Source organism: Streptococcus sp. 27098_8_86 (genome assembly GCF_041432595.1).
Taxonomy (GTDB): domain Bacteria; phylum Bacillota; class Bacilli; order Lactobacillales; family Streptococcaceae; genus Streptococcus; species Streptococcus pneumoniae_F.
Genome location: NZ_JAPVZW010000002.1, coordinates 261,096 through 285,181, shown reverse-complemented (window position 1 = coordinate 285,181; position 24,086 = coordinate 261,096). Strand labels below are relative to the sequence as shown.

Annotated in this window: 23 protein-coding genes; 1 reads left to right on the top strand and 22 read right to left on the bottom strand. The window is 39.6% G+C overall.

What is annotated here, in order from left to right; genetic code table 11:
* Window positions 1-9: 9 nt before the first annotated feature.
* From O3616_RS03235 to eno, 12 genes are all read right to left on the bottom strand, one after another.
* Window positions 10-978 carry a thiamine pyrophosphate-dependent dehydrogenase E1 component subunit alpha gene (locus O3616_RS03235; RefSeq protein WP_371638074.1) on the bottom strand — a complete coding sequence of 323 codons (969 nt, stop codon included), beginning with the start codon at window positions 976-978 and terminating at the stop codon, window positions 10-12.
* A gap of 153 nt (window positions 979-1,131) precedes the next feature.
* Window positions 1,132-2,493, bottom strand: a complete 1,362-nt coding sequence (gene pdrM / locus O3616_RS03230) for a sodium-coupled multidrug efflux MATE transporter PdrM (RefSeq protein WP_371638073.1) — start codon at window positions 2,491-2,493, stop codon at window positions 1,132-1,134.
* Window positions 2,494-2,534: 41 nt separating this feature from the next.
* Window positions 2,535-3,803, bottom strand: coding sequence for a dihydroorotase (locus tag O3616_RS03225; protein ID WP_049487203.1), 1,269 nt, complete (start codon window positions 3,801-3,803; stop codon window positions 2,535-2,537).
* Window positions 3,804-3,815: 12 nt separating this feature from the next.
* On the bottom strand, window positions 3,816-4,280 hold the full coding sequence (locus tag O3616_RS03220) for an 8-oxo-dGTP diphosphatase (protein WP_001135768.1): 465 nt from the start codon (window positions 4,278-4,280) through the stop codon (window positions 3,816-3,818).
* 9 nt (window positions 4,281-4,289) lie between these two features.
* Window positions 4,290-4,943, bottom strand: coding sequence for a uracil-DNA glycosylase (locus tag O3616_RS03215; protein ID WP_070843060.1), 654 nt, complete (start codon window positions 4,941-4,943; stop codon window positions 4,290-4,292).
* Between the two features lie 61 nt (window positions 4,944-5,004).
* Window positions 5,005-5,697, bottom strand: coding sequence for a YjjG family noncanonical pyrimidine nucleotidase (locus O3616_RS03210; RefSeq protein ID WP_049487205.1), 693 nt, complete (start codon window positions 5,695-5,697; stop codon window positions 5,005-5,007).
* A gap of 125 nt (window positions 5,698-5,822) precedes the next feature.
* Window positions 5,823-6,041: a hypothetical protein gene (locus O3616_RS03205; protein ID WP_045612552.1), complete on the bottom strand. Its 219-nt coding sequence runs from the start codon at window positions 6,039-6,041 to the stop codon at window positions 5,823-5,825.
* A gap of 48 nt (window positions 6,042-6,089) precedes the next feature.
* A complete protein-coding gene (locus tag O3616_RS03200) occupies window positions 6,090-6,299 on the bottom strand; it encodes a hypothetical protein (RefSeq protein WP_049487206.1) in 210 nt (69 codons plus the stop codon).
* A gap of 115 nt (window positions 6,300-6,414) precedes the next feature.
* Entirely contained in the window at window positions 6,415-6,591 is a 177-nt protein-coding gene (locus O3616_RS03195; protein ID WP_162837226.1) for a hypothetical protein, read from the bottom strand.
* 457 nt (window positions 6,592-7,048) lie between these two features.
* Window positions 7,049-7,591 carry a ClbS/DfsB family four-helix bundle protein gene (locus O3616_RS03190; RefSeq protein WP_371638072.1) on the bottom strand — a complete coding sequence of 181 codons (543 nt, stop codon included), beginning with the start codon at window positions 7,589-7,591 and terminating at the stop codon, window positions 7,049-7,051.
* Between the two features lie 57 nt (window positions 7,592-7,648).
* On the bottom strand, window positions 7,649-8,143 hold the full coding sequence (locus O3616_RS03185) for a YkgJ family cysteine cluster protein (protein ID WP_000031466.1): 495 nt from the start codon (window positions 8,141-8,143) through the stop codon (window positions 7,649-7,651).
* Window positions 8,144-8,269: 126 nt separating this feature from the next.
* On the bottom strand, window positions 8,270-9,574 hold the full coding sequence (gene eno, locus O3616_RS03180; protein ID WP_000022813.1) for a surface-displayed alpha-enolase: 1,305 nt from the start codon (window positions 9,572-9,574) through the stop codon (window positions 8,270-8,272).
* 163 nt (window positions 9,575-9,737) lie between these two features.
* On the opposite strand from eno, the gene O3616_RS03175 reads away from it, so the two are divergent.
* Window positions 9,738-10,184, top strand: a complete 447-nt coding sequence (locus O3616_RS03175; protein ID WP_042751216.1) for a YueI family protein — start codon at window positions 9,738-9,740, stop codon at window positions 10,182-10,184.
* Here O3616_RS03175 and O3616_RS03170 read toward each other — a convergent pair.
* The 10 genes from O3616_RS03170 to O3616_RS03125 all read right to left on the bottom strand — a co-directional run bounded on the left by O3616_RS03170 (window position 10,181) and on the right by O3616_RS03125 (window position 24,026).
* The gene (locus O3616_RS03170; protein ID WP_371638071.1) at window positions 10,181-11,296 is read right to left on the bottom strand and encodes a glycerate kinase; all 1,116 of its coding nucleotides are present in this window, start codon (window positions 11,294-11,296) and stop codon (window positions 10,181-10,183) included. The genes O3616_RS03175 and O3616_RS03170 overlap by 4 nt on opposite strands.
* An 11-nt stretch (window positions 11,297-11,307) precedes the next feature.
* Window positions 11,308-11,949 (bottom strand): phosphoserine phosphatase SerB, encoded by a 642-nt coding sequence (gene serB, locus O3616_RS03165; protein WP_371638070.1) that lies wholly within the window; start codon window positions 11,947-11,949, stop codon window positions 11,308-11,310.
* 58 nt (window positions 11,950-12,007) lie between these two features.
* On the bottom strand, window positions 12,008-13,441 hold the full coding sequence (gene glgA, locus O3616_RS03160; RefSeq protein WP_371638069.1) for a glycogen synthase GlgA: 1,434 nt from the start codon (window positions 13,439-13,441) through the stop codon (window positions 12,008-12,010).
* Window positions 13,438-14,577: a glucose-1-phosphate adenylyltransferase subunit GlgD gene (gene glgD, locus O3616_RS03155; RefSeq protein ID WP_371638068.1), complete on the bottom strand. Its 1,140-nt coding sequence runs from the start codon at window positions 14,575-14,577 to the stop codon at window positions 13,438-13,440. Before glgD ends, glgA begins: the two co-directional genes overlap by 4 nt.
* Window positions 14,567-15,709, bottom strand: coding sequence for a glucose-1-phosphate adenylyltransferase (locus O3616_RS03150; protein ID WP_371638067.1), 1,143 nt, complete (start codon window positions 15,707-15,709; stop codon window positions 14,567-14,569). The genes glgD and O3616_RS03150 overlap by 11 nt, the downstream gene beginning before the upstream one ends.
* Complete coding sequence (gene glgB, locus O3616_RS03145; RefSeq protein WP_371638066.1) at window positions 15,699-17,627, bottom strand: 1,4-alpha-glucan branching protein GlgB; 1,929 nt, start codon at window positions 17,625-17,627, stop codon at window positions 15,699-15,701. The genes O3616_RS03150 and glgB overlap by 11 nt, the downstream gene beginning before the upstream one ends.
* A gap of 417 nt (window positions 17,628-18,044) precedes the next feature.
* Window positions 18,045-18,332, bottom strand: a complete 288-nt coding sequence (locus O3616_RS03140) for a hypothetical protein (protein ID WP_180364293.1) — start codon at window positions 18,330-18,332, stop codon at window positions 18,045-18,047.
* Window positions 18,333-18,400: 68 nt separating this feature from the next.
* Window positions 18,401-20,680, bottom strand: a complete 2,280-nt coding sequence (pulA, locus tag O3616_RS03135) for a type I pullulanase (protein ID WP_371638065.1) — start codon at window positions 20,678-20,680, stop codon at window positions 18,401-18,403.
* Window positions 20,681-20,796: 116 nt separating this feature from the next.
* The gene (ligA, locus tag O3616_RS03130; protein WP_371638064.1) at window positions 20,797-22,755 is read right to left on the bottom strand and encodes an NAD-dependent DNA ligase LigA; all 1,959 of its coding nucleotides are present in this window, start codon (window positions 22,753-22,755) and stop codon (window positions 20,797-20,799) included.
* A gap of 92 nt (window positions 22,756-22,847) precedes the next feature.
* Window positions 22,848-24,026 carry an MFS transporter gene (locus O3616_RS03125; protein WP_371638063.1) on the bottom strand — a complete coding sequence of 393 codons (1,179 nt, stop codon included), beginning with the start codon at window positions 24,024-24,026 and terminating at the stop codon, window positions 22,848-22,850.
* Between the last annotated feature and the right edge of the window lie 60 nt (window positions 24,027-24,086).

The following is a 24,086-nucleotide window of genomic DNA, read 5'->3' as shown; positions in this document are numbered from 1 at the left end:
TCTTTCTCCTTAGTCTGCGTAAATATCTTCAAAGGCTGATTCAAGCGGTGGGAATGGACTTTCCTCTGCAAATTTAACAGAAGCTTCTACTGCTTCCTTTACTTGCCCTTGGATTTCTTCCAATTCTTGGGCGCTTGCAATAGTATTTTCAATGAGGTATTTGCGAAGATTTTCGATTGGGTCTTTTTGTTTCCACAATTCCACTTCTTCACGTGTACGATATTTACCAGGGTCAGATGATGAGTGACCAAGCCAACGATAAGTGACACTTTCAATCAAGACTGGGCCATTGCCACCACGAACATGGTCTACAGCTTTCTTAAACCCTTCATAGACGTCGATGACATTGTTACCGTCTTCGATGAACATTCCAGGAATTCCATATGCAGCACTACGTTGATGGATATGCTCCACATTGGTCATTTTCTTGATATCCGCAGAGATACCATAACCGTTGTTAATGCAGTAGAAAATGACTGGGAGTTTCCAGATAGAAGCCATATTTACTGCTTCGTGGAAAACACCTTCATTGGTCGCACCATCTCCAAAGAAGCAGACAACGATTTTTCTAGTATGTTGCATTTGCTGACTAAGAGCTGCACCGACAGCAATTCCCATACCACCACCTACGATACCATTGGCACCGAGGTTACCAGCATCAAGGTCAGCAATATGCATAGAACCACCTTTACCTTTACAGGTTCCAGTGTATTTGCCAAGGATTTCAGCCATCATTCCGTTGAGGTCAATCCCTTTGGCAATAGCTTGTCCGTGACCACGGTGGTTTGAGGTGATCAGATCATCTGGATTGAGAGCCAACATAGCACCCACGTTAGCCGCCTCTTCTCCAACAGAAAAGTGCGTCATTCCTGGCACTTTTCCTTTCTTTACTAATTGTGCAATTTTTAAGTCCATACGACGGATTTCTTCCATCTTACGGAACATCTCTAGCAAAAGATTTTTATCTAAAGTTGACATCTTCTTGCCTTTCTAACTTTCTTCTTACCTTACTATTTTACCGTTTTTAGCAAATACTGTCAAAGTTTTTCTAAAAGAAATTTCACAAAATAAAAAAGAAAACCCCATGAAAACAAGGGATTTTCTTATTAAGAATATTTTTTCACAAACTTTTTAGCGTTTAGATTTTGCTAAAGATTCAAATCTCTTCATAATCACAGTTAAACGCCAACGGTAGAGAACCCCACTCACAATTAGACTAATAATCAAGCCGATCCAGTAAGAATAAGCTCCAAAATCTGTTAGGGAATCAAATAGCATAGCCACTGGGATTGCTACGCCCCAATAGCCAACCAAACCAAGGTAAAAAGGAATCACTGTATCCTTATACCCCCGCAAAATTCCCTGAAGGGGGGCCGCAAAGGTATCTGCTAACTGGAAGAAAAGGCTGTAAGTCAAAAAACGCGCTGTCAAATCGATAAATTCTGAGTCGTTCCCATAAAGACTGGCCACATTTCCCCTAAAAATGTAAAGAAAAGATAAGGTGAAGGCCGCAAAAATGAGGGCAGTCCATCTTCCTAGACCAATATAGGTTTTCGCATCATCAAATCGCTTGGCTCCAACTTCATAGGAAACGACAATAGCCATAGCCGATGAGATACTCATAGGGAAAGCATACATGAGAGATGAAAAATTCATAGCTGACTGGTGACTAGCGATAATCAAGGACGAAAACTTAGCCATAATCAAGCCAACCACGGAAAAGATAGCCACTTCCGCAAAGACAGTTCCCCCAATAGGCAGACCTAAGCGAACTCCTTCCTTGATTTTATTCATATTAAGTGGAATTCGTTTCTCAAGATGTAGGGCTTTGAGCTTCTCCTGTTTAAATAAAACCAGAACAGAAATCCCAAGCAAGACCCAGTAGGCCAAAGAAGTCCCTAAACCTGAACCAGCACCACCCAGCTCTGGAACTCCAAAGGCACCGTAAATCAAGAGATAGTTAAATCCACTATTCAAGGGAAGTAACAAAAGCATGAGGTACATGGACAGTTTGGTCAACCCCAGCGAATCCAGCAAGGAGCGAATGACACTAAAGAGCAACAAGGGGATAATTCCAATAGATAAAAACCAGAGATAACGAACTGCTACTGCCACCACTGGTGCTTCTAGTCCAATATGATTCAAGATTGGTGGTGCCAAGAAAAGTACCATTCCCAGCAAGACCACAGATAGACCCAAAGCTAGATAGATGAACTGGTAAAAATCAGACGCAACTTCTTCCTTTTTACCTCGCCCAAGATGGTGGCCAATGATGGGCACCAAGGCTGACACAATACCTGTTAGAAAGGTAAAGAAAGGATTCCAGATACTGGTTGCCATAGATACACCAGCCAAGTCCATGGTATTGTATTGGCCTGTCATAGTCGTATCAACAAAGGATGCAGAATAATTGGCAAATTGATAAATCAGGATAGGGAAAAATATCTTTAAAAATAAGATAAACTTGTCTTTAAAATGATGGGTTTGGTACATATAGGCTCTCTATTCTTTTTGTTTACAGAGCAGACTCCCACCTAGTTTTGATAGACGATTTGTCCCTTACAGATGGTATATTTAACCTGCCCTTTTAAGGTTTCACCAATGAATGGTGAATTAGCTGCTTTTGAAGCAAAATGGGAGTCCACAAGGCGGTCAGCCTTAGCATCAAAAATAGTAATATCCGCTGGACCATTCTCAGCCAAGTAACCTGCTTCAAAGTTGTAAAGCTTGGATGGGTTGTATGTCATTTTTTCAAGTAATTCCATCAAGCTTAACTCACCAGCTTCCACCAAATAGGTCAAGCCAAGAGATAGGGATGTTTCCAAACCTGTCATACCAGATGGCGCTTTGGTAATATCCTCAACATTTTTTTCATCTGCATGATGAGGCGCATGGTCAGTCGCTATAACTGTGATGACGCCTGATTTAAGACCTTCGATAACAGCACGACGGTCTGATTCCAAACGAAGTGGAGGATTCATCTTGGCATTGCTACCTTGTGTCAAAAGAAGTGCTTCTGTCTTAGAAAAATGCTGTGGCGCTACTTCTGCTGTGACTTGCGCACCCAAACCTTGAGCAAACTCCACTACTTTAACACTTTCTTCCTTGGACAAATGCTGAATATGAACATGAGCCTTAGTTGCATAGGCAATCATGACATCACGCGCCATCATAGCGTACTCAGCCACCCCAGTTGCACCACAGATATGGAAATGTTCTTTAGCAATATTTTCATTAAAGCCAAGAATCCCATTCAAACCTGGATCTTCCTCATGAAGACTAATAAAGGTATTAAGCTTTTTAGCTTCCTCCATGGCTTCCTTGACAACTTTACTGCTTTCAAGTGGAATACCGTCATCAGAGAAACCAACCGCACCTGCTTCTAAGAGTGCCTGAAAGTCTGTCAAATCTTGGCCATTAAAATTCTTAGTAATGGTCGCAACCGTCTTGACATTGATTTTTTCCTTGGCAGCTGACTGGAGAACTTCTTGCAAAGTCTCCACGTCTGAAATGGTTGGACTGGTATTAGCCATCATGACAACAGTTGTAAAACCACCTGCAGCGGCTGCTAGGGCACCCGTATGAATATCTTCCTTGTGGGTTTGACCAGGTTCACGGAAATGAACATGAATATCGACCAAGCCAGGAGCAACTACAAGACCAGTAGCATCAATTATCTCTGCTCCTTCTTCTTTAATCTCAGGCGCAATTTTGATAATTTTCCCATCTTGAACTAAGACATCACAAACTTGATCCAAACCAGACTTGGGATCCATTACACGACCATTTTTGATTAGTAGCATCTGCTTTCTCCTTTATTCATAGAAATCGACTTGGGTATCCAACAATTTATCCCCATCATAAACAAACTTGGCTGAAAAGAAGGGTTTATCCTCTAAAAGCCACTCAACAAAGGTATGGTCACCTTCCCAAGTCGGCTTGCTTAAGACTTCATCATAGGGAACCCATTCCAGCGTTCCCTCATTACAGTCAATCAAGTCCCCCTCAAACTCTGTCACCTTAAAAACATAGGTGTACCAGTCTAAATCTGGTGTAAATTCAGGAAAAGTGATGACGCCTTTTAGAACTGGCTTGGCTTTGAGCCCTGTTTCTTCGAGGATTTCACGCGCCGCGCATTCTTGAGGGGTCTCCCCTCGCTCTAGCTTACCACCCACACCAATCCATTTGCCTTCATGGACATCATTAGGCTTCTTATTACGATGGAGCATGAGCAGTTCTTTTCCGTTATCAATGTAGCAAATCGTCGCTAACTGAGGCATATTTTCTCCTTATCTAAGCCAATCGATTGGCTCTTGTCCTGTCTCTTTTAAGAATGCATTGGCCTTGGAAAAAGGCTTGGAACCCCAAAATCCTCTATAAACTGACAAAGGACTAGGATGGGCTGATTCGATAATCAAGTGATGAGGATTGGTAACTAAGGCCTTCTTCTTGCGTGCAAAAGAACCCCAAAGGACAAAGACTACAGGTCTATCCAGATTATTGACAACCTTAATAACCGCATCTGTAAAAGGTTCCCATATCTGACCAGCATGACCATTGGCCTGTCCAGCAGGAACCGTCAAACAAGCATTAAGAAGCAAGACTCCTTGCTCAGCCCAAGCTGTCAAATCATGAGATTTCTTAACGCCGATATCATCTGACAATTCTGTCAAGATATTTTGCAGAGATGGCGGTGCTGGAATAGAGTCAGGTACAGAAAAACTCAAGCCCTGCGCTTGACCTGGCCCGTGATAGGGATCTTGCCCTAGAATCACCACCTTAACTTCTTCAAGCGGTGTTGTCAAGAGAGCTTGAAAAACCTTTTCCTTGGGCGGATAAACAGTACCCTGAGCATAGACCTGCTCCATAAACTGATTGATTTTCCCAAAATAACCCTCAGGTAATTGCGCCTTAATCAAAGCATGCCAAGACGAGTGTTCCATAGCCGACTCCTTCATTTTTACTGCCTCTATTATAGCAAAAAGTGGCTATGGAAACCACTTTTTACAGTTTATCTAAGCAATCCAGCAAGTCTTGGTAAGAATGAACTTCGTAAGTCGGCTGGGCTAGTGTGTGATTTTCGAGGTGATGAGGATTGTACCAGATAGTGTCAATTCCAGCATTATTGCCACCCTGAATGTCGGCGGTTAGGGAATCTCCAATCATCAGCGTCTCTTCTTTGCTAAAACCTTCAATCTGCTGACCGATTTTTTCATAAAAGAGAGCATCAGGCTTTTGTGTTTGCAGCTGTTCAGAGATAAAAACTTGATTGAAATAAGGTGCCAGACCCGATTGAGCCAAACGTCCCGTCTGAATGGCAGTAATCCCATTTGTCGCAGCATATAGCTCATAATCTCGCTCAATGAGGTTGTCTAAGAGTTCATGGGCGCCTGAAAAAGTTTGTCCCTGTTGAGCGAGGTAAAATTGGTAACGCTGGGCTAGAAAACTACCGTCTTTTTCCTGTCCAAAATGACCAAATAAACGAGAAAAGCGCGTGTTAACCAGCTCCTGTTTACTGATTTTCTTCAGCTCCAAGTCCTTCCAGAGAGCCTTGTTCATAGGAACGTAATAGTCTTTATAAGCCTGAATATCTGTAACCCCTTCTTCTTTTAGGAGTTGTGTCAAAGCCACATCCTCAGCAGCATCAAAATCAAGCAAGGTGTGGTCGAGGTCGAAAAGTAGAAATTTGTAGGACAATTTGAGAGTTTTCCTTTCTAAGATAAACAACTTTCACTTCAGCCAGCTGTTTAATGTAAAAACTTAAAAGTGGTATAGTATCACAAAGAATAATCGAGCCAATTGATTAACTAATCCATACTATTCTAGTCAAGTTTATTTTTATTATAGAAAAATCTTCTATAAATTCGAGCAATAGTTAAAATACAAACAAATATAATTCCCAAAATAGATAACACTATTTTCACAAAATTCATTTCAGAGCCTATTACATAGATATGAAAAAGAGGAGCTAGTCCTACACATAGAGACAATAGATAATTACTAAATCTTATCTCACCAATTCCTGCAAAAAAATGTTTCATTTTAAATATCCCCATTTTACCTTTCATCTTTATAGTCCACTAACAACTCTATTGACTTCTCTTTTTTTTGAAAAATCTTGACAACAAATTTACTCCACTTAATGCCACTAAAATGTCAATGGGTAAAAAATAGTAATCCCATATCAAATGAGAAATCAGCAATGTTAAAAATAGTATACAGTCAATATAACTATTCTGATAATACTCTGTAATTACATAATACAGAAATACCACAACCATCAAAATTAAAATAACCATCCTAATACTATCATCCTGTTCTTAATTTATTGTCACTTTTTCCATCCCATTCATCAATAGCATTAAAAAATCCTATTAAGAAATGATTACCTACTCACTAATACTATTCCAAAATTTATTTTTTTGGAATAAGTAATGAAATTCCAATTAGTAATACACCTAATATAAATAAAATTATTTCCCAAAATTTATTCTCAGTTTTAATAAGAGGAATAAGATACATGCTGACTAATATGGAACTTGCTCCTATAATAGCAAATATTATTCTGGCTTTATCACTTAGTTTAAACATATTGGATCTCCCATAAAATAAGCAGTAGCTACGTTTACTGTAACATTCCCCGTCTTTATGTAGAGATAATCTCCCATCAAGACACCTCATCTCTTCTTACTCAATAGCAGCATAATTATTTGATGATACGAGTTTCATAAGATTTCTCCTCTTTAACGTTGCATGGTAAGGAATCTTTCAACAAAATTCATTGGCAAACTACTATTCTAGAAGATTGACAGCTCAAATCTTTCAGAATAGAACAATCCTAACTATCGAATACCCTAACCTCATAAATATCCATGTAATTCTAGACCTAGAATTCCTATAAACTAAATGTTTTCGCACTATTCTAAACCATTGATTGCTTTAAATTTTAATTTTTGAAGGATTCTAAAGCAAGAATTGTCCAAAAATGACGATAATGAAGCTATTCGAAGCTTAGAAGGACCTTTTCTAAAATCCATACCCACTTTAACTAGCGACGCTTACAATTCTTCTGATGTGATTTGAGTTTTTTCAGAGCCCAATCATAGTGACTTGACGTGCTACTAACAAAGTAGGAACCTAGACTTGTCCCACCTGTCCACTTATAGACACCTTTGGTAAAGAGTTCGTCATTGCTAAAAAATTCTATCAACTCTAAAACCTTCCTATGTGATTGTTCTAGGAGTCTAGTCGCTTCTTCTAAGGAGGTTTTCTGGTGCTTCTTCCAAAAAGTGACATTCATTTCTCCATAAGTTTTCCAATTATAAGGTTCAGGGAGAAAAGGTCTTTCGTGATCTTTTTGATTAGAATGAACCCAAGTCAAAAGCAACTGATGCCATTCATAAAGATGGATCAAGACATCCCGTAGATTTTTATCCCTTTTCCAGTGAGCTTCTTTTTTCTTTGGGTCTCTTGAAAAATCAAATGGAGTCTGTAGCTCATCTTCACTTAGTTGGGAGATGAAACGATTGAGCTTTTCATAGTTTTCCTTAGAGGCCAGCATTAGCTCCTCTTTTGTTTTCGGTCTAGGCACAGGAGTTCTCCCTTCATATTGTTAGTTATTATTAGAAATTTTTTATCCTTTAAATTTCTATAACTTATCCTTTAATTTCTCAACAAAGAGATAGGCTGCTGGACAGGTTAAAGTATTCTTAATCGTCAAATGGTTGATTTGATGGATTTTTTTCCTGTCTGTATGAGGAAATTCACGACAGGCCTTTGGACGAACGTCATAGATGGAACAGAGATTATCTCCTCCTAGAAAGGGACAAGGCATGGATTTAAAAACCTTATCACCATCTTCATCTACCTGCAGAAACTCCGCTTCAAAAGCAGGTAATTTCATCTTAAAATACTTGGCGATTCGTGTAATATCCGCTTCTTTAAAGTCAGGTCCCAAAGTCTTACAACAGTTGGCACAGGCGGTACAATCAATCTCCTCAAAGACTTCTTGGTGTATCTGCTGGGCTATCTTATCTAAATTTTTTGGTGGTTTTTTCTTTAAATTGGCTAAAATTTTACGGTGCTCCTTTTGCTTTTGCAAGGCCAGCTGGTGGTAGTACTCAATATCAATTTCTTTAGACATAATTTCTTTCTAATTCATGTATTTTTGTCTATTATACCATAAACACTGCCCCTTTTTTGCCCCCTTTACAGAAAAAAAGCCCTTCGGATAAAATCCGAGGGACTTAAAACGTTGTTAAATCAACGATTATTTTTTCAAGTTGTAGAATGATTTCAATCCACGGTATTCAGCTACTTCACCAAGTTGGTCTTCGATGCGAAGCAATTGGTTGTATTTAGCGATACGGTCTGTACGTGAAAGTGAACCAGTCTTGATTTGTCCTGCGTTAGTTGCAACTGCGATGTCAGCGATTGTTGAATCTTCAGTTTCACCTGAACGGTGTGATACAACGGCAGTGTAACCAGCTTCTTTAGCCATTTCAATAGCTTCAAAAGTTTCAGTAAGAGTACCGATTTGGTTAACTTTGATAAGGATTGAGTTAGCAGCACCTTCTTGGATACCACGTGCAAGATAGTCAGTGTTTGTTACGAAGAAGTCGTCACCAACAAGTTGTACTTTCTTACCAAGACGTTCAGTAAGAGCTTTCCATCCATCCCAGTCGTTTTCATCCATACCATCTTCGATAGTGATGATTGGGTATTTGTTAACCAATTCTTCAAGGTAGTCGATTTGTTCTGCAGATGTACGAACAGCAGCGCCTTCACCTTCAAATTTAGTGTAATCGTATACTTTACGTTCTTTATCGTAGAATTCTGATGAAGCACAGTCAAATCCGATAAATACGTCTTTACCTGGAACATATCCAGCAGCTTCAATCGCAGCAAGGATAGTTTCAACACCGTCTTCAGTTCCTTCGAAACGAGGAGCGAATCCACCTTCGTCACCTACGGCAGTTTCCAAACCACGTGATTTAAGGATTTTCTTAAGAGCGTGGAAGATTTCAGCACCGTAACGAAGAGCTTCTTTGAATGTTGGCGCACCAACTGGCAAGATCATGAACTCTTGGAAAGCGATTGGAGCGTCAGAGTGAGAACCACCGTTGATGATGTTCATCATTGGAGTTGGAAGAACTTTAGTGTTGAATCCACCAAGGTAGCTGTAAAGTGGGATTTCAAGGTAGTCAGCAGCAGCACGAGCTACAGCGATAGACACACCAAGGATTGCGTTTGCACCCAATTTACCTTTGTTAGGAGTACCGTCAAGAGCGATCATAGCACGGTCGATAGCTTGTTGATCACGTACATCGTAGCCAATGATAGCTTCAGCAATGATGTTGTTTACGTTGTCAACAGCTTTTTGTGTACCAAGACCACCGTAACGAGATTTGTCACCGTCGCGAAGTTCAACTGCTTCGTGTTCACCAGTAGAAGCTCCTGATGGAACCATACCACGTCCGAAAGCACCTGATTCAGTGTAAACTTCTACTTCAAGTGTTGGGTTACCGCGTGAGTCTAGGACTTCGCGAGCGTAAACATCAGTAATAATTGACATTTTTTACTCTCCTTATGAGTTAAATTTTTTACACCTCTATAATACCTTAAAACCCCTCCTTTTTCAAGAAAAAACGTTATCTTTGTGCAAATTTTCCTTAACTTTATAAAGTAATCGCTTTCTTTTGTCTGTTTTATTCTAACTTTTATGATATACTGTTTTCATGACAGATTTATCAAAACAATTACTTGAAAAAGCTCATGGTGGGCCAAAATTAAATCCGGATGAGCAAAGACGCTATCTTGGCACTTTTGAGGAAAGAGTTCTTGGATATGCAGATATTGACACAGCAAATAGCCCTCAGTTAGAAAAAGGTTTTTTATCTATTTTAGAAAACCTTCAGGAAAAAGCAGAGCCACTATTTGTGAAGATTTCACCAAATATCGAATTTGACAAACAAGTTTTCTACTTAAAAGAAGCTAAAGAAACTGATAGTCAAGCTACCATTGTATCTGATGAGCATACTTCTTCTCCTTTTGGCCTGATTATTCATAGCAATGCACCAGTACAAGTAGAAGAAAAGGACCTTCGACTTGCTTTTGCAAAACTTTGGGAAGATAAAAAGGAAGAACCAGCCAAAACATCCATCTGGAAGAAATGGTTTGGCTAAATCTTGTGCATATTTAATAAATGTCCTATATTGGCAGCCGTGTGCTCCAAATAGAGACGGGCATTTTTCAAACTATCTTCTAGAGGTTCACTTTTCTCCAAAATTGAAAAAGCCGCTTGGATATTTTCAAATGGTAGGGAAGGTAAATCTTCAGCAAGACTACCACAAATAGCAATGACAGGAACTCCGACAGGGGTTCTTTTTGCTACGCCTATAGGCGCTTTCCCAGCAAAGCTTTGACAATCTAGTCTTCCTTCTCCAACAATAACCAAGTCAGCATTTGAAACTTTCTTATCAAAGTTGATCAAGTCCAGGCACGTATCAATTCCAGACACGATATTTGCCTGAGCAAAGGCACACAAACCGCCAGCAATGCCTCCACCAGCTCCTGCTCCTTTAATTTCCAATGTTACAGATGAGGCTTTTTCATAAAAATCTTGGATTGCCTGATCTACGACTGCAAACATAGTAGGATGTAAACCTTTTTGTTTGCCAAAAGTGTAGGTCGCACCTTGAGGACCACATAAGGGACTCACGACATCTGCTAAAATACGAATTTGAACATCTTCAGGAATTTCATAGCGATTTTCTGTTGACATCGATGCTAAGTTTAATAAGGACTGACCGCAAGCCGGCAAGACATTTCCATCCCTATCATAAAATCGATAACCTAAACCAGCAGCAATCCCAATTCCTCCGTCATTACTGGCCGTGCCACCAACACCGATATAGATATCTTTAATCCCTTTAGCAATGAGATGGCGAATCAACTCTCCGATACCACGAGTTTGGATTTGAAGTGGATTTCGTTTCTCTATCGGAATCTTTCCAAGGCCAACCAAGTCGGCAACTTCAAATAGTGCCAGTTGACCTTTTTGAAAATAGCGCATGGCTTCTTTTTGTCCAAAAGGTCCTGTCACTTTGATCCATTTTTCTTCAAGGTCAAGAGAATGTCGAATGGAATCTACTGTACCTTCTCCCCCATCACCAACAGGGCAGAGGAGACATTCTACATCTGCTATCGATTGTTGGAAGCCTCTTTTTATTGCTTCAGCTACCTCTTCAGCGGTCAAGCTTTCCTTAAATGAATCTGGTGCAATTACAATCTTCATATTTTCCCTCATTATAAACAGTTAATCAAAGGAAGAACTTCTAAAAAATCCCTCTTGTCAACATGATGTGGTATTTCTTTTTTGAGCACTTCTTTGGCACAAAAGGCGATTCCTAGCCCCGCAGACTTCAACATTAATAGATCATTGGCTCCATCACCGATTGCGACTGTTCTTTCTTTAGAAAGTTTTAGTTTCTCTCTCCATTGTTCCAGAGTCTCTTTTTTGACCTGGGGACTGATAATTTGTCCAATCAATTTTCCAGTTAAAAGACCGTCTTTGACTTCAAGTTGGTTGGCAGAGAAATAGGCAATTCCTAAAGATCTTGCTAGTCTCTCAACTATTGGTGTAAAGCCACCAGACAGTAAACCAACTAGAATGCCATTCTTTTTGAGAATGGAAATGAATTCTTGGGCATTTGGCGTTAGTTGAATAGTGTTGAAGACTTTATCAAAAATCGAAACAGGAAGACCTTCCAGCAAGGACACTCTTTTTCTTAAACTGCTTTCAAAGTCTAACTCTCCTCGCATTGCCCGACTTGTAATCAGCGAAATTTCCTCCTCACGACCTGCCTCTCTTCCCAAAAGATCAATCACTTCTTCTAGGATTAAGGTTCCATCAACATCCATAACACACAAGCCTTTTACTTGAGACATCAGTTCTCCTCTCTAAACAGCCCAAAAATCGTATGAAGTCATCATACGATTTTATCTATTAATTAACTAAACTATGGTACAAGTCAAGGTATGACCTGCAGGCTGTATCCCATGAGAAATCACACTCCATAGCTTGTTTTTGTAGATTTCTCCAAACATCAGGATGGTTTCTATACAAGTCCAAAGCTGTTTGGAAAGTCCAATTTAACCAGTAAGGAGATAGATTGTCAAAGCTAAAGCCAGTACCGCTTCCTTCGATTGGATTGAAAGCGCGAACTGTATCTCGCAAGCCTCCAACTTCATGGACCAATGGCAAGGTTCCGTAACGCATAGCCATCATTTGAGACAAGCCACACGGTTCAAAACGACTCGGCATGAGGAAGAGGTCGCAAGCAGCGTAGATTTCTTGAGCAAGTTTGACATCAAAAGTGATATTTGCTGATAGCTTGTCTGGGTAAATCTGAGCAAACCATGAGAAAGCTCCTTCAAATGCTGGATCGCCAGTTCCCAAAAGAACAATCTGAACATCTTCTTGCAAGATATGGTGAAGACTTTCGACCACCACATCAAAACCTTTTTGACGTGTCAAACGAGAAACAATTCCTACCAGAGGAACGTCAGATCTAACTGGCAAGCCAACTCTCTCTTGCAATTTTGCCTTATTCTGGGCTTTACCAGACAAATCTTCCTGATTAAAATGATAGTCTAATAGGGCATCCGTCTGAGGATTATAAAGGTCAGCATCAATCCCATTCACGATCCCAGATACCTTACCAGACTCCATTCGAAGAATTTGATCCAAGTTACATCCGAATTGACTGGTCATAATTTCATGAGCATAGCTAGGTGAAACTGTTGAAACACGGTCTGCGTAAAGAATTCCAGCCTTCATCCAGTTCAGACAGTTATTCCAGCGAAGGGTGCCATCAGCGTATCGTTCAAAGCCAACTCCAAACAAATCACCCAACATTCCTTCTGAAAATTGTCCTTGGAATTCTAAATTATGAATAGTTAAAACAGTTTTTATTCCTTGATAGGCTTGAATCCAACGGTATTTTTCCTTCAACAAGAAAGGAATCATAGCTGTATGGTAGTCATGAACATGGAGAAGATCAGGAATAAAGTCAATCCTTTCCATAGCCTCAATGGCAGCAAGTTGGAAAAAGGCAAAGCGTTCTCCGTCATCAAAATCACCGTAAACATGGCCTCGGAAGAAATAGTATTGGTTGTCAATAAAGTAGAAGGTTACACCATTTAATACTGTTTTCTTAATTCCACAATACTGTCTGCGCCAACCAACACTCACCTCAAAATGAAGAACATCTTCAATCTGATTCCCAAATTTAGCCTCTACCATGTCATAGTAGGGTAAAATTACTGCAACTTCATGTCCCGCTTTTACTAGTGATTTAGGAAGAGCGCCAATGACGTCTCCCAAACCACCTGTTTTTGAAAAGGGTGCACCCTCAGCTGCTACAAATAAAATTTTCATGAATGAATATCCTCTGTTACTTTGCTACCTTTCTTAACGACGACTGGATGTTCTGCAGTTCCACGGATCACAACTCCGTCCGCAACTTCAACACCCTTATCCAAGATAGCATATTCTACCTGAGCACCTTCTCCAATAACAACACGAGGGAATAAGATGCTATCTTTAACCAAGCTATCCTTATGGACATGAATATTACGTGATAAAACAGAATTAGCCACTTCCCCCTCAATGATACTACCTGAAGCAAACTGAGATGTACTTACCTTAGATGTATTAGCATAGTAGGTCGGTTCTTCGTTTTTGACCTTTGTATAAATCTTTTGGTTTGGAGTAAAGAGAGAGTAGAATTTTTGGGATTCAAGCATATCTTTATTAGCTTGGTAATAAGACTCTACAGAATGAATATTTGCTAGATAACCTGTGTACTCGTAGGCAAAAGCCCCTTCTTTTGCGGCTAAATCTCGTAAAACATAACGCAATTTCTCTGGATGTTCTTTCTTAGCTTCTTCTTCTAAGCGTTCAATCAACCAAGGTGTATCTACGACAAAGATATCTGTGGACATATTGTAAACTTCATCTGTTGACTTGCTATCAAAGAGTTTATGAGAACGAACATGGTCTGTTTCATCCACTTCCAAGATTGCATTTACTTCTGAAATATCTTTTTTAGGTAGTTTTTTATAAACTACAGTGATAGGCCCCTTATTTGCACTGTGTAGGTGGAATACTTGGTTCAGATCAATATTAATCAAAACATCACAGTTAAGTGATACTGTTTGGTTTGAGCCAGAACGTTTCAAATAAGTAAGAAGCTGTTGGTAGTATTCTTTTCCAACTGTACTACTTTCCACACGGGTATTGTAAATACCTAGATAGTAGTGGCTAAGAAGAGTTGACAATCCCCACTCACGCCCAGAACGGATATGGTCAAAGACTGAACTGATATTGTCTTGTTGGAAAATACCAAAAATACTACGGACACCAGCATTAGCAAGACTTGAAAGCGGGAAGTCGATCAAGCGATATTTACCACCAAATGGCAAACTAGCTACTGGACGGTGGTCTGTCAGTGTTGACATATCATGAAAACCAACTGTGTTTCCTAAAATGGCAGAATATTTATCAATCTTCATCTGTTGCTACCCCCACTACTTCATCATATCCTACAACCTGTACTTCTTCTGTTCCATCAATTTCGACACCATCAGAAATAACTGCACCTTCACCAATAATGGCACGTTTGATTTTAGCCCCGTGTCCAATAATAGCTCCACTCATGATAACTGAATCAAGAACTTCTGCCCCTTCGCGAACTTGCGCACCTGTTGAAACGATACAATGTTTAACAGTTCCATCTACAAAACAGCCATCGACGACCAAGGAATCTTCCACATGAGCATTTGTCCCAAGGAAGTTTGGTGGTGAAATTAAGTTTCTTGAGTAAATCTTCCATTGACGGTTACGGCTATCCAAGGCATTTTCTGGTGAAATATACTCCATATTTGCTTCCCAAAGAGACTCAATCGTACCAACATCTTTCCAGTAACCATTAAATTCGTAGGCATAAACACTTTCACCTGACTCAAGGTAATTTGGAATGACATTTTTACCAAAGTCTGACATATCGACATTGCTCTTTTCAGCAGCAACAAGCATATTGCGGAGACGTTGCCAATCAAAGATATAGATTCCCATAGAAGCTTTGGTAGATTTAGGTTGAGCTGGTTTTTCTTCAAATTCAACAATACGATTGTTTGCATCTGTATTCATGATACCAAAACGGCTAGCTTCCTTAAGAGGAACATCAAGAACTGCGACTGTCAAACTAGCATTATTATCCTTGTGTGACTGGAGCATATCATCATAGTCCATTTTATAGATGTGGTCCCCAGATAGAATCAAAACATACTCAGGGTTGACACTGTCGATATAATCAATATTTTGGTAAATAGCGTGGCTAGTCCCCTCGAACCAACGATTTCCTTCGCTTGCAGAATAAGGTTGAAGAATAGAGACACCAGAATTGATACCGTCTAGTCCCCAGCTTGAACCATTCCCAATATGGTTGTTGAGAGCAAGTGGTTGGTACTGTGTAATAACTCCAACATTGTTGATACCTGAGTTGGCACAGTTTGAAAGAGCAAAGTCAATGATACGGTAGCGCCCACCAAATTGCACAGCTGGTTTTGCGATGCTTTGAGTGAGTTTACCGAGACGAGTTCCTTGCCCACCAGCAAGAATCAAAGCTAACATTTCATTCTTCATTTTCTACTCCTTTTTGGTTTTTACTTGTGACGGTTTTAGTAGGTTTCAAGCGACGTTTGATTCTCCATACACTTGCTCCCATAGCCGGTAGGGTAAAGGTCAAGGTCTGCTCATAATCTTTCCAAAGTCCTTCTTGTGTTTGCACAGTTTGATTGTGTTCTTTCCAAACGCCTCCCCACTCTTCTAACTCAGTATTCCAGACTTCTTCGTAAATCCCTGCAACAGGAAGTCCGATTGTAAAATCTTTTCGTTCAACAGGTGCCATATTAAAGATACAGACTAACATATCATCTTTCTTACCCTTACGGATGAAGGAAAGAACACTCTGGTCTCGATTATCCGCATCGATGATTTCAATACCATCATAGCTGGTATCAATTTCCCACAGACAGCGGTGATCTTTGTAAAACTGGTTTAGCTGAGAAGTGAAATACTTCATCTTAGCATTCATTGGATCTTCTAGGTTAGACCATTCCAACTGTTCTTCAGATTTCCATTCTAGGAATTGCCCATATTCACTACCCATGAAGAGCAATTTCTTACCTGGGTGACAAATTTGGTAAGTGTAGAGATTGCGCAAGCCTGCGAATTGATTGTAGCGATCTCCCCACATCTTATGCATCATACTCTTCTTACCGTGAACCACTTCATCGTGCGAGAATGGTAGGAGATAGTTTTCCTTGAAGACATACATAAAGCTGAAAGTCACCAGATTAAAGTCATATTTACGGTAAATCGGATCTTCTTCGTAGAATCGGAGGATATCATTCATCCAGCCCATATTCCACTTGTAGTCAAATCCTAGACCATCTGAATCCTTAGTGTCAGTAATCTGAGTAGCTGATGAACTTTCTTCTGCAATCATCATCACATCTGGATGAACTAGTTTAATCACATCATTCAAGCGTTGAAGGAAATAATATCCCTCATAGTTGAGATTGCCACCATCTTTATTAGGTGTCCATGGAGCATCATCGTAGTCAAGATAGAGCATGTTGCTAACCGCATCCACGCGAATACCATCTAAATGATAAAAATCAATCCAAAACTTAATACTAGAAATCAAGAAAGACTGGACTTCATTCTTTCCAAGGTCAAAATTGAGTGCTCCCCAACCGTAGTTATGAGCCTTATTATGGTCTTGGTATTCAAAAGTCGGTGTTCCATCATAATAGGCCAAGGCATCATCATTGATAGTAAAGTGACCAGGTACCCAGTCTACAATGACTCCGATATTGTTTAAGTGACATTCCTCTACAAACTCTTGAAACTCTTCAGGACGACCATAGGCATGCTCTAGAGCAAAGTAACCCATAAGCTGATAGCCCCAACTCAAACCGAGTGGGTGAGACATCAAAGGCATAAACTCGATGTGAGTGTAGTTCATTTCAACGAGATAGGGAATGAGGTCATCCTTTAGCTGTCTAAAACTAAAAGGACTACCATCTGAATTTCTTTTCCAAGATCCAGCGTGGACCTCATAAATATTGACAGGACGCTCTTCAAAGCTCAATCGCTTTCTACGGGCTAGCCAGAGACCATCCTTCCATTTCTTTTCTGGAATATCTGTTAAAATAGCCCCAGTACCAGGTCGTGCCTCATAACGTACAGCCAAAGGGTCAATCTTCATCAGCTGATGACCATTTGCACGTGTGATATGGTACTTATAAATTTGGCCTTCTTGAGCAAGACTGGTAAAGACTTCCCAGACTCCAAATTCATTCCGTTCCATCAGAATTTGATTTTCAACCCAATTAGTGAAATCCCCTACCAAGTGAACAGCTTGAGCATTAGGCGCCCACACACGAAAAGTATAGCCATACTCTCCATTTTTTTCTTCCCTATGAGCTCCCAGATAGTGCTGGAGGTGAAAATTTTCACCTGTCATAAAGGTTTTTAAAGCTTTTTTCTTATCCATACACCCTCCTATTTCTGTAAGCGTTTTCTATAGATTTATTATACTACCTTTTTAGGGAAGATTCAAGTAAATTACGGAATTTGCAAAAAAATCTTTTGAAAGTCTTCAACAAATTCACTGATGTGTTCACTTGTAAATCAAGAAATTTTCAGAAACGCTTTGAAAACGAATTGTTTTTTATAATACTATCATAAAGTTCGTCATTTAGCTAACAAAAATATAATTTTAAGTAAAAAAATAAATCAGGAAACGAATCTCCTGATTTTATTGTTTTTTTAGTAGTTTAGCATATTTTCGGCACCACTTCCAAGTAAAGTATAACGCACTATACTTTACTTCGTTAGGAAACACTGATACTATAAACTGCACACATCCTACATAGACAGTTGCCATTATGTTTTTTAATATTCTTCAAAACTATATCTTATACAAATTATTTAATCTTTCTAACTCTAATACATTCATACATACTTCTACTCCAGTAACTCCCCCCTTACTATTAATAATCCCACAAGAAAACAGAATCCTCTCCTTACTCAAAATATTTGACAACACCACTAATGATTCTAAAATATAATCCTTTATAATAATAAAACTATTATTTTCATCTTTAACAAACTCTATAAATCCAATATCCTTACACCTATCACCAAGATGAAACCTAAGTGACTTCAAAAAATAATCAAAAAAAACATCACTACCCATAGAAAAGCCTTTAATTTTTTAAAAATATTCTGATATAATCATACAAAAAATAAAATTGTAAATCTATTCTACAAAACTTTAAAAACGCTGGCACTGACGCCACCAACCATGTCTTTATCACTTAAATGGCTATTGGTCACCAATAGTTCTAGATTTCCAGCATTTTCAAACTGGAAGTCTTGCCCTTTAGCATTAAATACAACCAGTAAATGTTCTTCCCCTTGAATCTCATAGACAATCCAACCACTATGTTCGTTGGCTGAATGAACAAAAACATGATGGTAAATCTCATCATAAGTTGGGTAAGAAAAGGCACTGCTTTCTGTCTTCAATCGAATCATCTGACGGATAAACTCAATACTATCTTGACGCTCATTAATCAAATCCCAGTTCACTTGGTTCACACTGTCAGGAGCATTATAGCTATTCATAGCACGCTCTCTATCATCATGGGTCAGCTCACCATTTTCACCAGTCGCAACCAGTTTAGTACGACCAAATTCTTGACCGATTTCCATAAAGGCCATCCCCTGCATGAGTAGGTTCATAGCTGTGGCTGTCTCAACCTTGCGCATGATTTGCTCGGAATTTTGATCTGGATGAAGGGTTGCCAACAAATCGTGAAGATTGTAATTGTCATGAGCCTCTACATAGTTAAGCACCTGATTTGGATGTGTATAGGTGCATAATTCACGACTTCCTAGGATTGCTTTAGCTAGAATTGGCTCCGTAGCAGCACCACTAACAAAACCAGATTTGATAGAACCATAAACTTCTCCACCTTTGACAGCATCACGCTGATTGTCGTTAAAGAAACCGATATTTGGCATCTGGTAGGCATTGTCTTTCTTAGCCTTATCATAAGGTGCAAGACCTGTTCCCATATCCCAACCTTCTCCATAAAGGATAATGTTAGGGTCAATTTCATCCAAGCTCTGACGAATCATCTGCATGGTCTTAACATCATGAATCCCCATCAAATCAAAACGGAAGCCGTCAATATTGTATTCCTGCACCCAGTATAGAAGAGAATCAATCATATACTTGCGGAACATTTCGTGTTCACTGGCTGTTTCATTTCCAACACCCGTTCCATTCTGGAAGGTACCGTCTGGATTCATACGATAATAGTAATCAGGGACAGTTGTTTGAAAAGGTGCATCAACAACTGAGAAGGTATGATTATAGACCACATCCATAATGACACCAATACCAGCATCGTGATAGGCTTGAACCATGGTCTTCAAATCACGAATAACCTGGGCGGGATCATCTGGGTTTGTTGAAAGGCTCGTTTCTGGTGCGTTATAGTTTTGTGGATCATAACCCCAGTTGTAGGTTACATTCCCATCCGCATCGTATTCTTTATGACGATCTGCAATTGGTTGCAACTGAACATAATTATATCCCAGCTTCTTGATGTAATCAAAAGCGGTTGACTGACCAAACTGGTTAACTGTTCCAGTTTGGGCAGCACCCAAGAAAGTTCCTCTAAGATGTTCATCTACACCTGAGGTCGGTGATTTGGTCAAATCACGAATGTGCATTTCACAAATAACTGCCTTACATGGATTTTCCAAGCGCCAAGTAGCCTCAGAACCGTGCTTGACCTCAAAGTTTTCAACTTGCTTTTCTGCATGGCTAAGGATAGCTGAACGTTTGCCATCAGGACTGGTCGCAATTGTGTATGGGTCGCGTGTCAGTGTTTGGTGATGAGGGAATTGGACTTGATACTGATAAGCCTTACCAGTCAAATCTTCCTCAACATCCAAACTCCAGACACCGATTGTATTGTCTTTATGGTTATAAGAGTAGCTATTGCCTCTTTCCATCTCAAAAGTCTTCCAAACAGGAGCATTGTTAGCGGCAGATTCATAAACAACTATCTGCACTTCTGTCGCTGTTGGAGCCCAGAGAGCAAAATGAGCTTGATTATCCTCTACACGGCACCCCAATTCCCCTTGGTAACCCCAATGGTGGTCAAAACTAGCACTATTAATGGCCTTATCAAAGGCAAAAGGATTTTGATTTTGATAGAAAGGACTTGCAATAGCAGGATTTTCAGAGTAATAAATCCTGTCATCCCCTTCCAAAATCCAAACCTCTGTTAAAAGAGGATAGTGATTAAAACGGATAGCATATTCTTTACTGGTTTGTCCTGTGTGAACTACAAAATTTAGGCTTTCTAAGGCATGAGAACTTGGGTGTTCAAAACTAAATAAGGCACCAAAATAATCTTCTTTATAGGTCAGCAAATCAATTCGCTGGTCCTGACTTTTTACAAAAGAGCAAGTGTCATATTCTCCATTCTTGCGATGGTAATGAATGCGCATAGGGTAATTAAACATTTTATATTTTTCCTTTTTACTTCTATTTTCTTTCTATTTCACTAATAATTTTTTGTCAATTTCGACTCAATTAACAAACATAGTTATATTATCTAAACTCTGATTTTAAAAGATTATTACAAACTTTCTAGCCAAGCTTCATCTCGAACTTCGATACCAAGTTCTTGTGCTTTTTGCAGTTTACTTCCAGCATCTGCTCCTGCAACAACAAGGTCTGTCTTTTTAGAAACACTACCTGTCACTTTGGCACCCAGACTTTCGAGTTTACTTTTAGCTTCTGAGCGTTTGAGACGTTCTAATTTTCCAGTCAATACCACTGTCAAACCTGACAAGGCTGCATCCGCAACTACTGTCTGACCTTTATAGTCCAGATTGACCCCAGCTTCTCTCAATTCTCTGAGGAGAATTTCAGAGCCTTCTGTCGCAAAATATGTCTGAAGACTCTTGGCAATCACACCACCCAGACTTTCAATACTAGCCACTTCCTCTGGATCTGCCTGCGCCAGATTTTCGATTGAATGAAAATGTTGAAGTAAGAGCTGACTGGCCTTGCTTCCGACATGGCGAATTCCCAAACCAAATAAGAGCTTCTCGGCAGAATTTTCCTTTGATGCTTGGATAGCTTGATACAGTTTAGAAGCAGACTTTTCCTTAACCCCCTCTAAAAGGAGGAAATCTTCTTCTTTCAAACGATAAATATCCGCCACATCCTTGACTAAATTAGCAGCAAAGAGCTTCTCAACAATAGATGGACCAAGGCCTGTAATATTCATAGCATCACGAGAAGCAAAGTGAATCAAACCTTCCATGATTTGAGCAGGGCAACGCGGATTGATACAACGAAGGGCCACTTCCTCTTCAAAGTGCAACAAATCAGAGTCACAACTTGGACAGTTTGTAGGGATATCCAGTTTTTCTTCAGAAACCCGTTTTGACTCTACCACACGTAAAACAGCAGGGATGATATCTCCAGCCTTATAGACGATAACCGTATCGTCTTTGCGGATATCTTTTTCAGCAATATAATCCACATTGTGTAGAGTCGCACGGCTAACAGTTGTCCCAGCAAGCTGAACAGGAGTCAGATTTGCAGTTGGAGTCACAACACCCGTACGGCCAACTGTCCAATCAACTGATAAGAGTTGTGCTTCTTTTTCTTCAGCTGGGAACTTGTAAGCCACTGCCCACTTTGGAGCCTTAACAGTAAAGCCGAGTTCTTCTTGGCTTGCTAGGTCATTGATCTTGATTACAACTCCATCAATATCATAAGGCAGATTTTCCCGTTCCTGTCCTACTTCTTGAATAAAATCCCAGATTTCATCTATGTTTTCAGCCAAGATTCGCTTAGGATTGACCACAAAACCTAGTTGTTCTAGGTGCTTCAAAACCTTTTCTTGACTATCACGAGTTGAAGGGCTGGCTTCTTGATAGAGGAAAGTGGCAAGATTACGCTTGGCAACTACTGCTGTATCCAGCTGACGCAGTGTTCCTGCCGCTGCATTACGAGGATTAGCAAATTCAGGCTCTCCATTTTCTTGGCGAGCTTGGTTAACCTGGTCAAAAGAAGCGCGTGGCATATAACATTCCCCACGAACCGTGATATCTAGTTCTTCTGGCAAGGTCAAAGGAATGTCCTTAACACGTTTGAGATTTTCTGTTATATTTTCACCAATAGAACCATCTCCACGTGTTGCCCCAGCAACCAAAATCCCCTTTTCATACGTCAGCGAGATAGACAAGCCATCGATTTTCAGCTCACAAATATAGGTTGGATGAGCCACTTCCTTACGAACACGCGCGTCAAAAGCTTCAAGCTCCTCACGTGAAAAAGCATCCTGCAAACTATAAAGAGGATACTGATGACTGTATTTTTCAAAACCATCTAAAATCTTGCCACCAACACGATGGGTAGGACTATCTGCTAACACTTGATCTGGATAGGCAGTTTCTAACTCAACCAACTCTCGGTAAAGTCGATCATACTCACTGTCTGAAACCGACGGATTATCGCTGGTATAATACTCAGCCGCATAGCGATTGAGCAAGGCGACTAACTCATTCATTCTTTTATTCATAAAACTATTTTACCATAAACTAAGCCCTCCTCACAATGGAGAAGGGCAGAAAAAACACTTAGATTGGAATTATTTTTAAAACTCAAGCAGCCTTATATCAATTTTTCAAAATGAGTTCGAACATAAATAAACGATATACAAGACAAGATGATAACACCACTTCCAATTATCAGGAAAGAAGAGAGATGTACACTTGGCAAGACTGTCATAAATCCTTTTGCAATAGGCATAAATAGAATAGCTAAGGTAAAAATTGTACTCAGTACTCTCCCAAGAAATTCGCTCTCAACCTTGGTTTGTACTCGAGTAAAAAAGTGAATATTAAAAATCGTCATAAACAATTCACAAATCAGGTTTCCAGAAAAGGCTAAAATATTGGGCAGTGGCAAACCCATCATGAAAACTCCTACTCCTGTTAAAATCAATAAGAACAAAAGTGTATTCATACTTGATTTAAATTTATTTGCTATCAGTGCTCCTATAATTGAGCCAATCGCACCCATGGTTAAGATAGTCGCATAAGCTCCTTCTACTCCATATAGTTTATTTGAAAAAGGAAGCAAAAACTCAAAAGCCGCAAAAAAGAAATTAACGCTGGAAGCCACTAACAGAAGAAAGAAAATCTCTTTTTGATGCCAGATATAGTGCAAGCCATCTTTGATATCCGCAAAAATATCTTTCCCAGTAAAAGGTTTCTTATCTTGAACCATTGGTTCTTCTTTTGGAAGTAAGGCCACTAGAACAAATGCTATAAAAAAAGTCAAAGCATCTAGTAAGAGCGTCAGATGGAGACTTGCGAATTGTAAAACCAGAAAAGAGAGTACAGGGGAACTCACACTGACAACCTGCAAGACCAACTCCAAACGAGAATTGTAGAGGACCAGTTCATCCTTCTCTACCAATTCTGTGATAATGGCCTTATTTGCAGGTCTTGAAAAGGCAAAAGCAATAGCCTGCACAATATTAGCCCCAATCAAAGCCCCAATCATCCAGCTGTCATTCCTTATGAAAGAAATAGCCAGACAAAGAATCCCACAAACAAGGTCTGTCACCATTAAAATCTTACGACGAGAAAAACGGTCTGAAATGACTCCGCCAAAAGGATTTACGAGAATAGATGTGACGAGTTCAGAGATCTGATACATTCCTAAAACTGTCTGTCCGATAGTTCCCATGGAAGCCAACCAAACACTATTTCCATAATCATAGAGCATATTCCCTATCTTGTTAACAGCTCCACGGCTAATCAACTGTACTGCATAGCGATTCATATAAAAACTCCTCTCAAATTTTGAAACTATTGTATCAAAACTGAAAGGAGCTTTTTATTT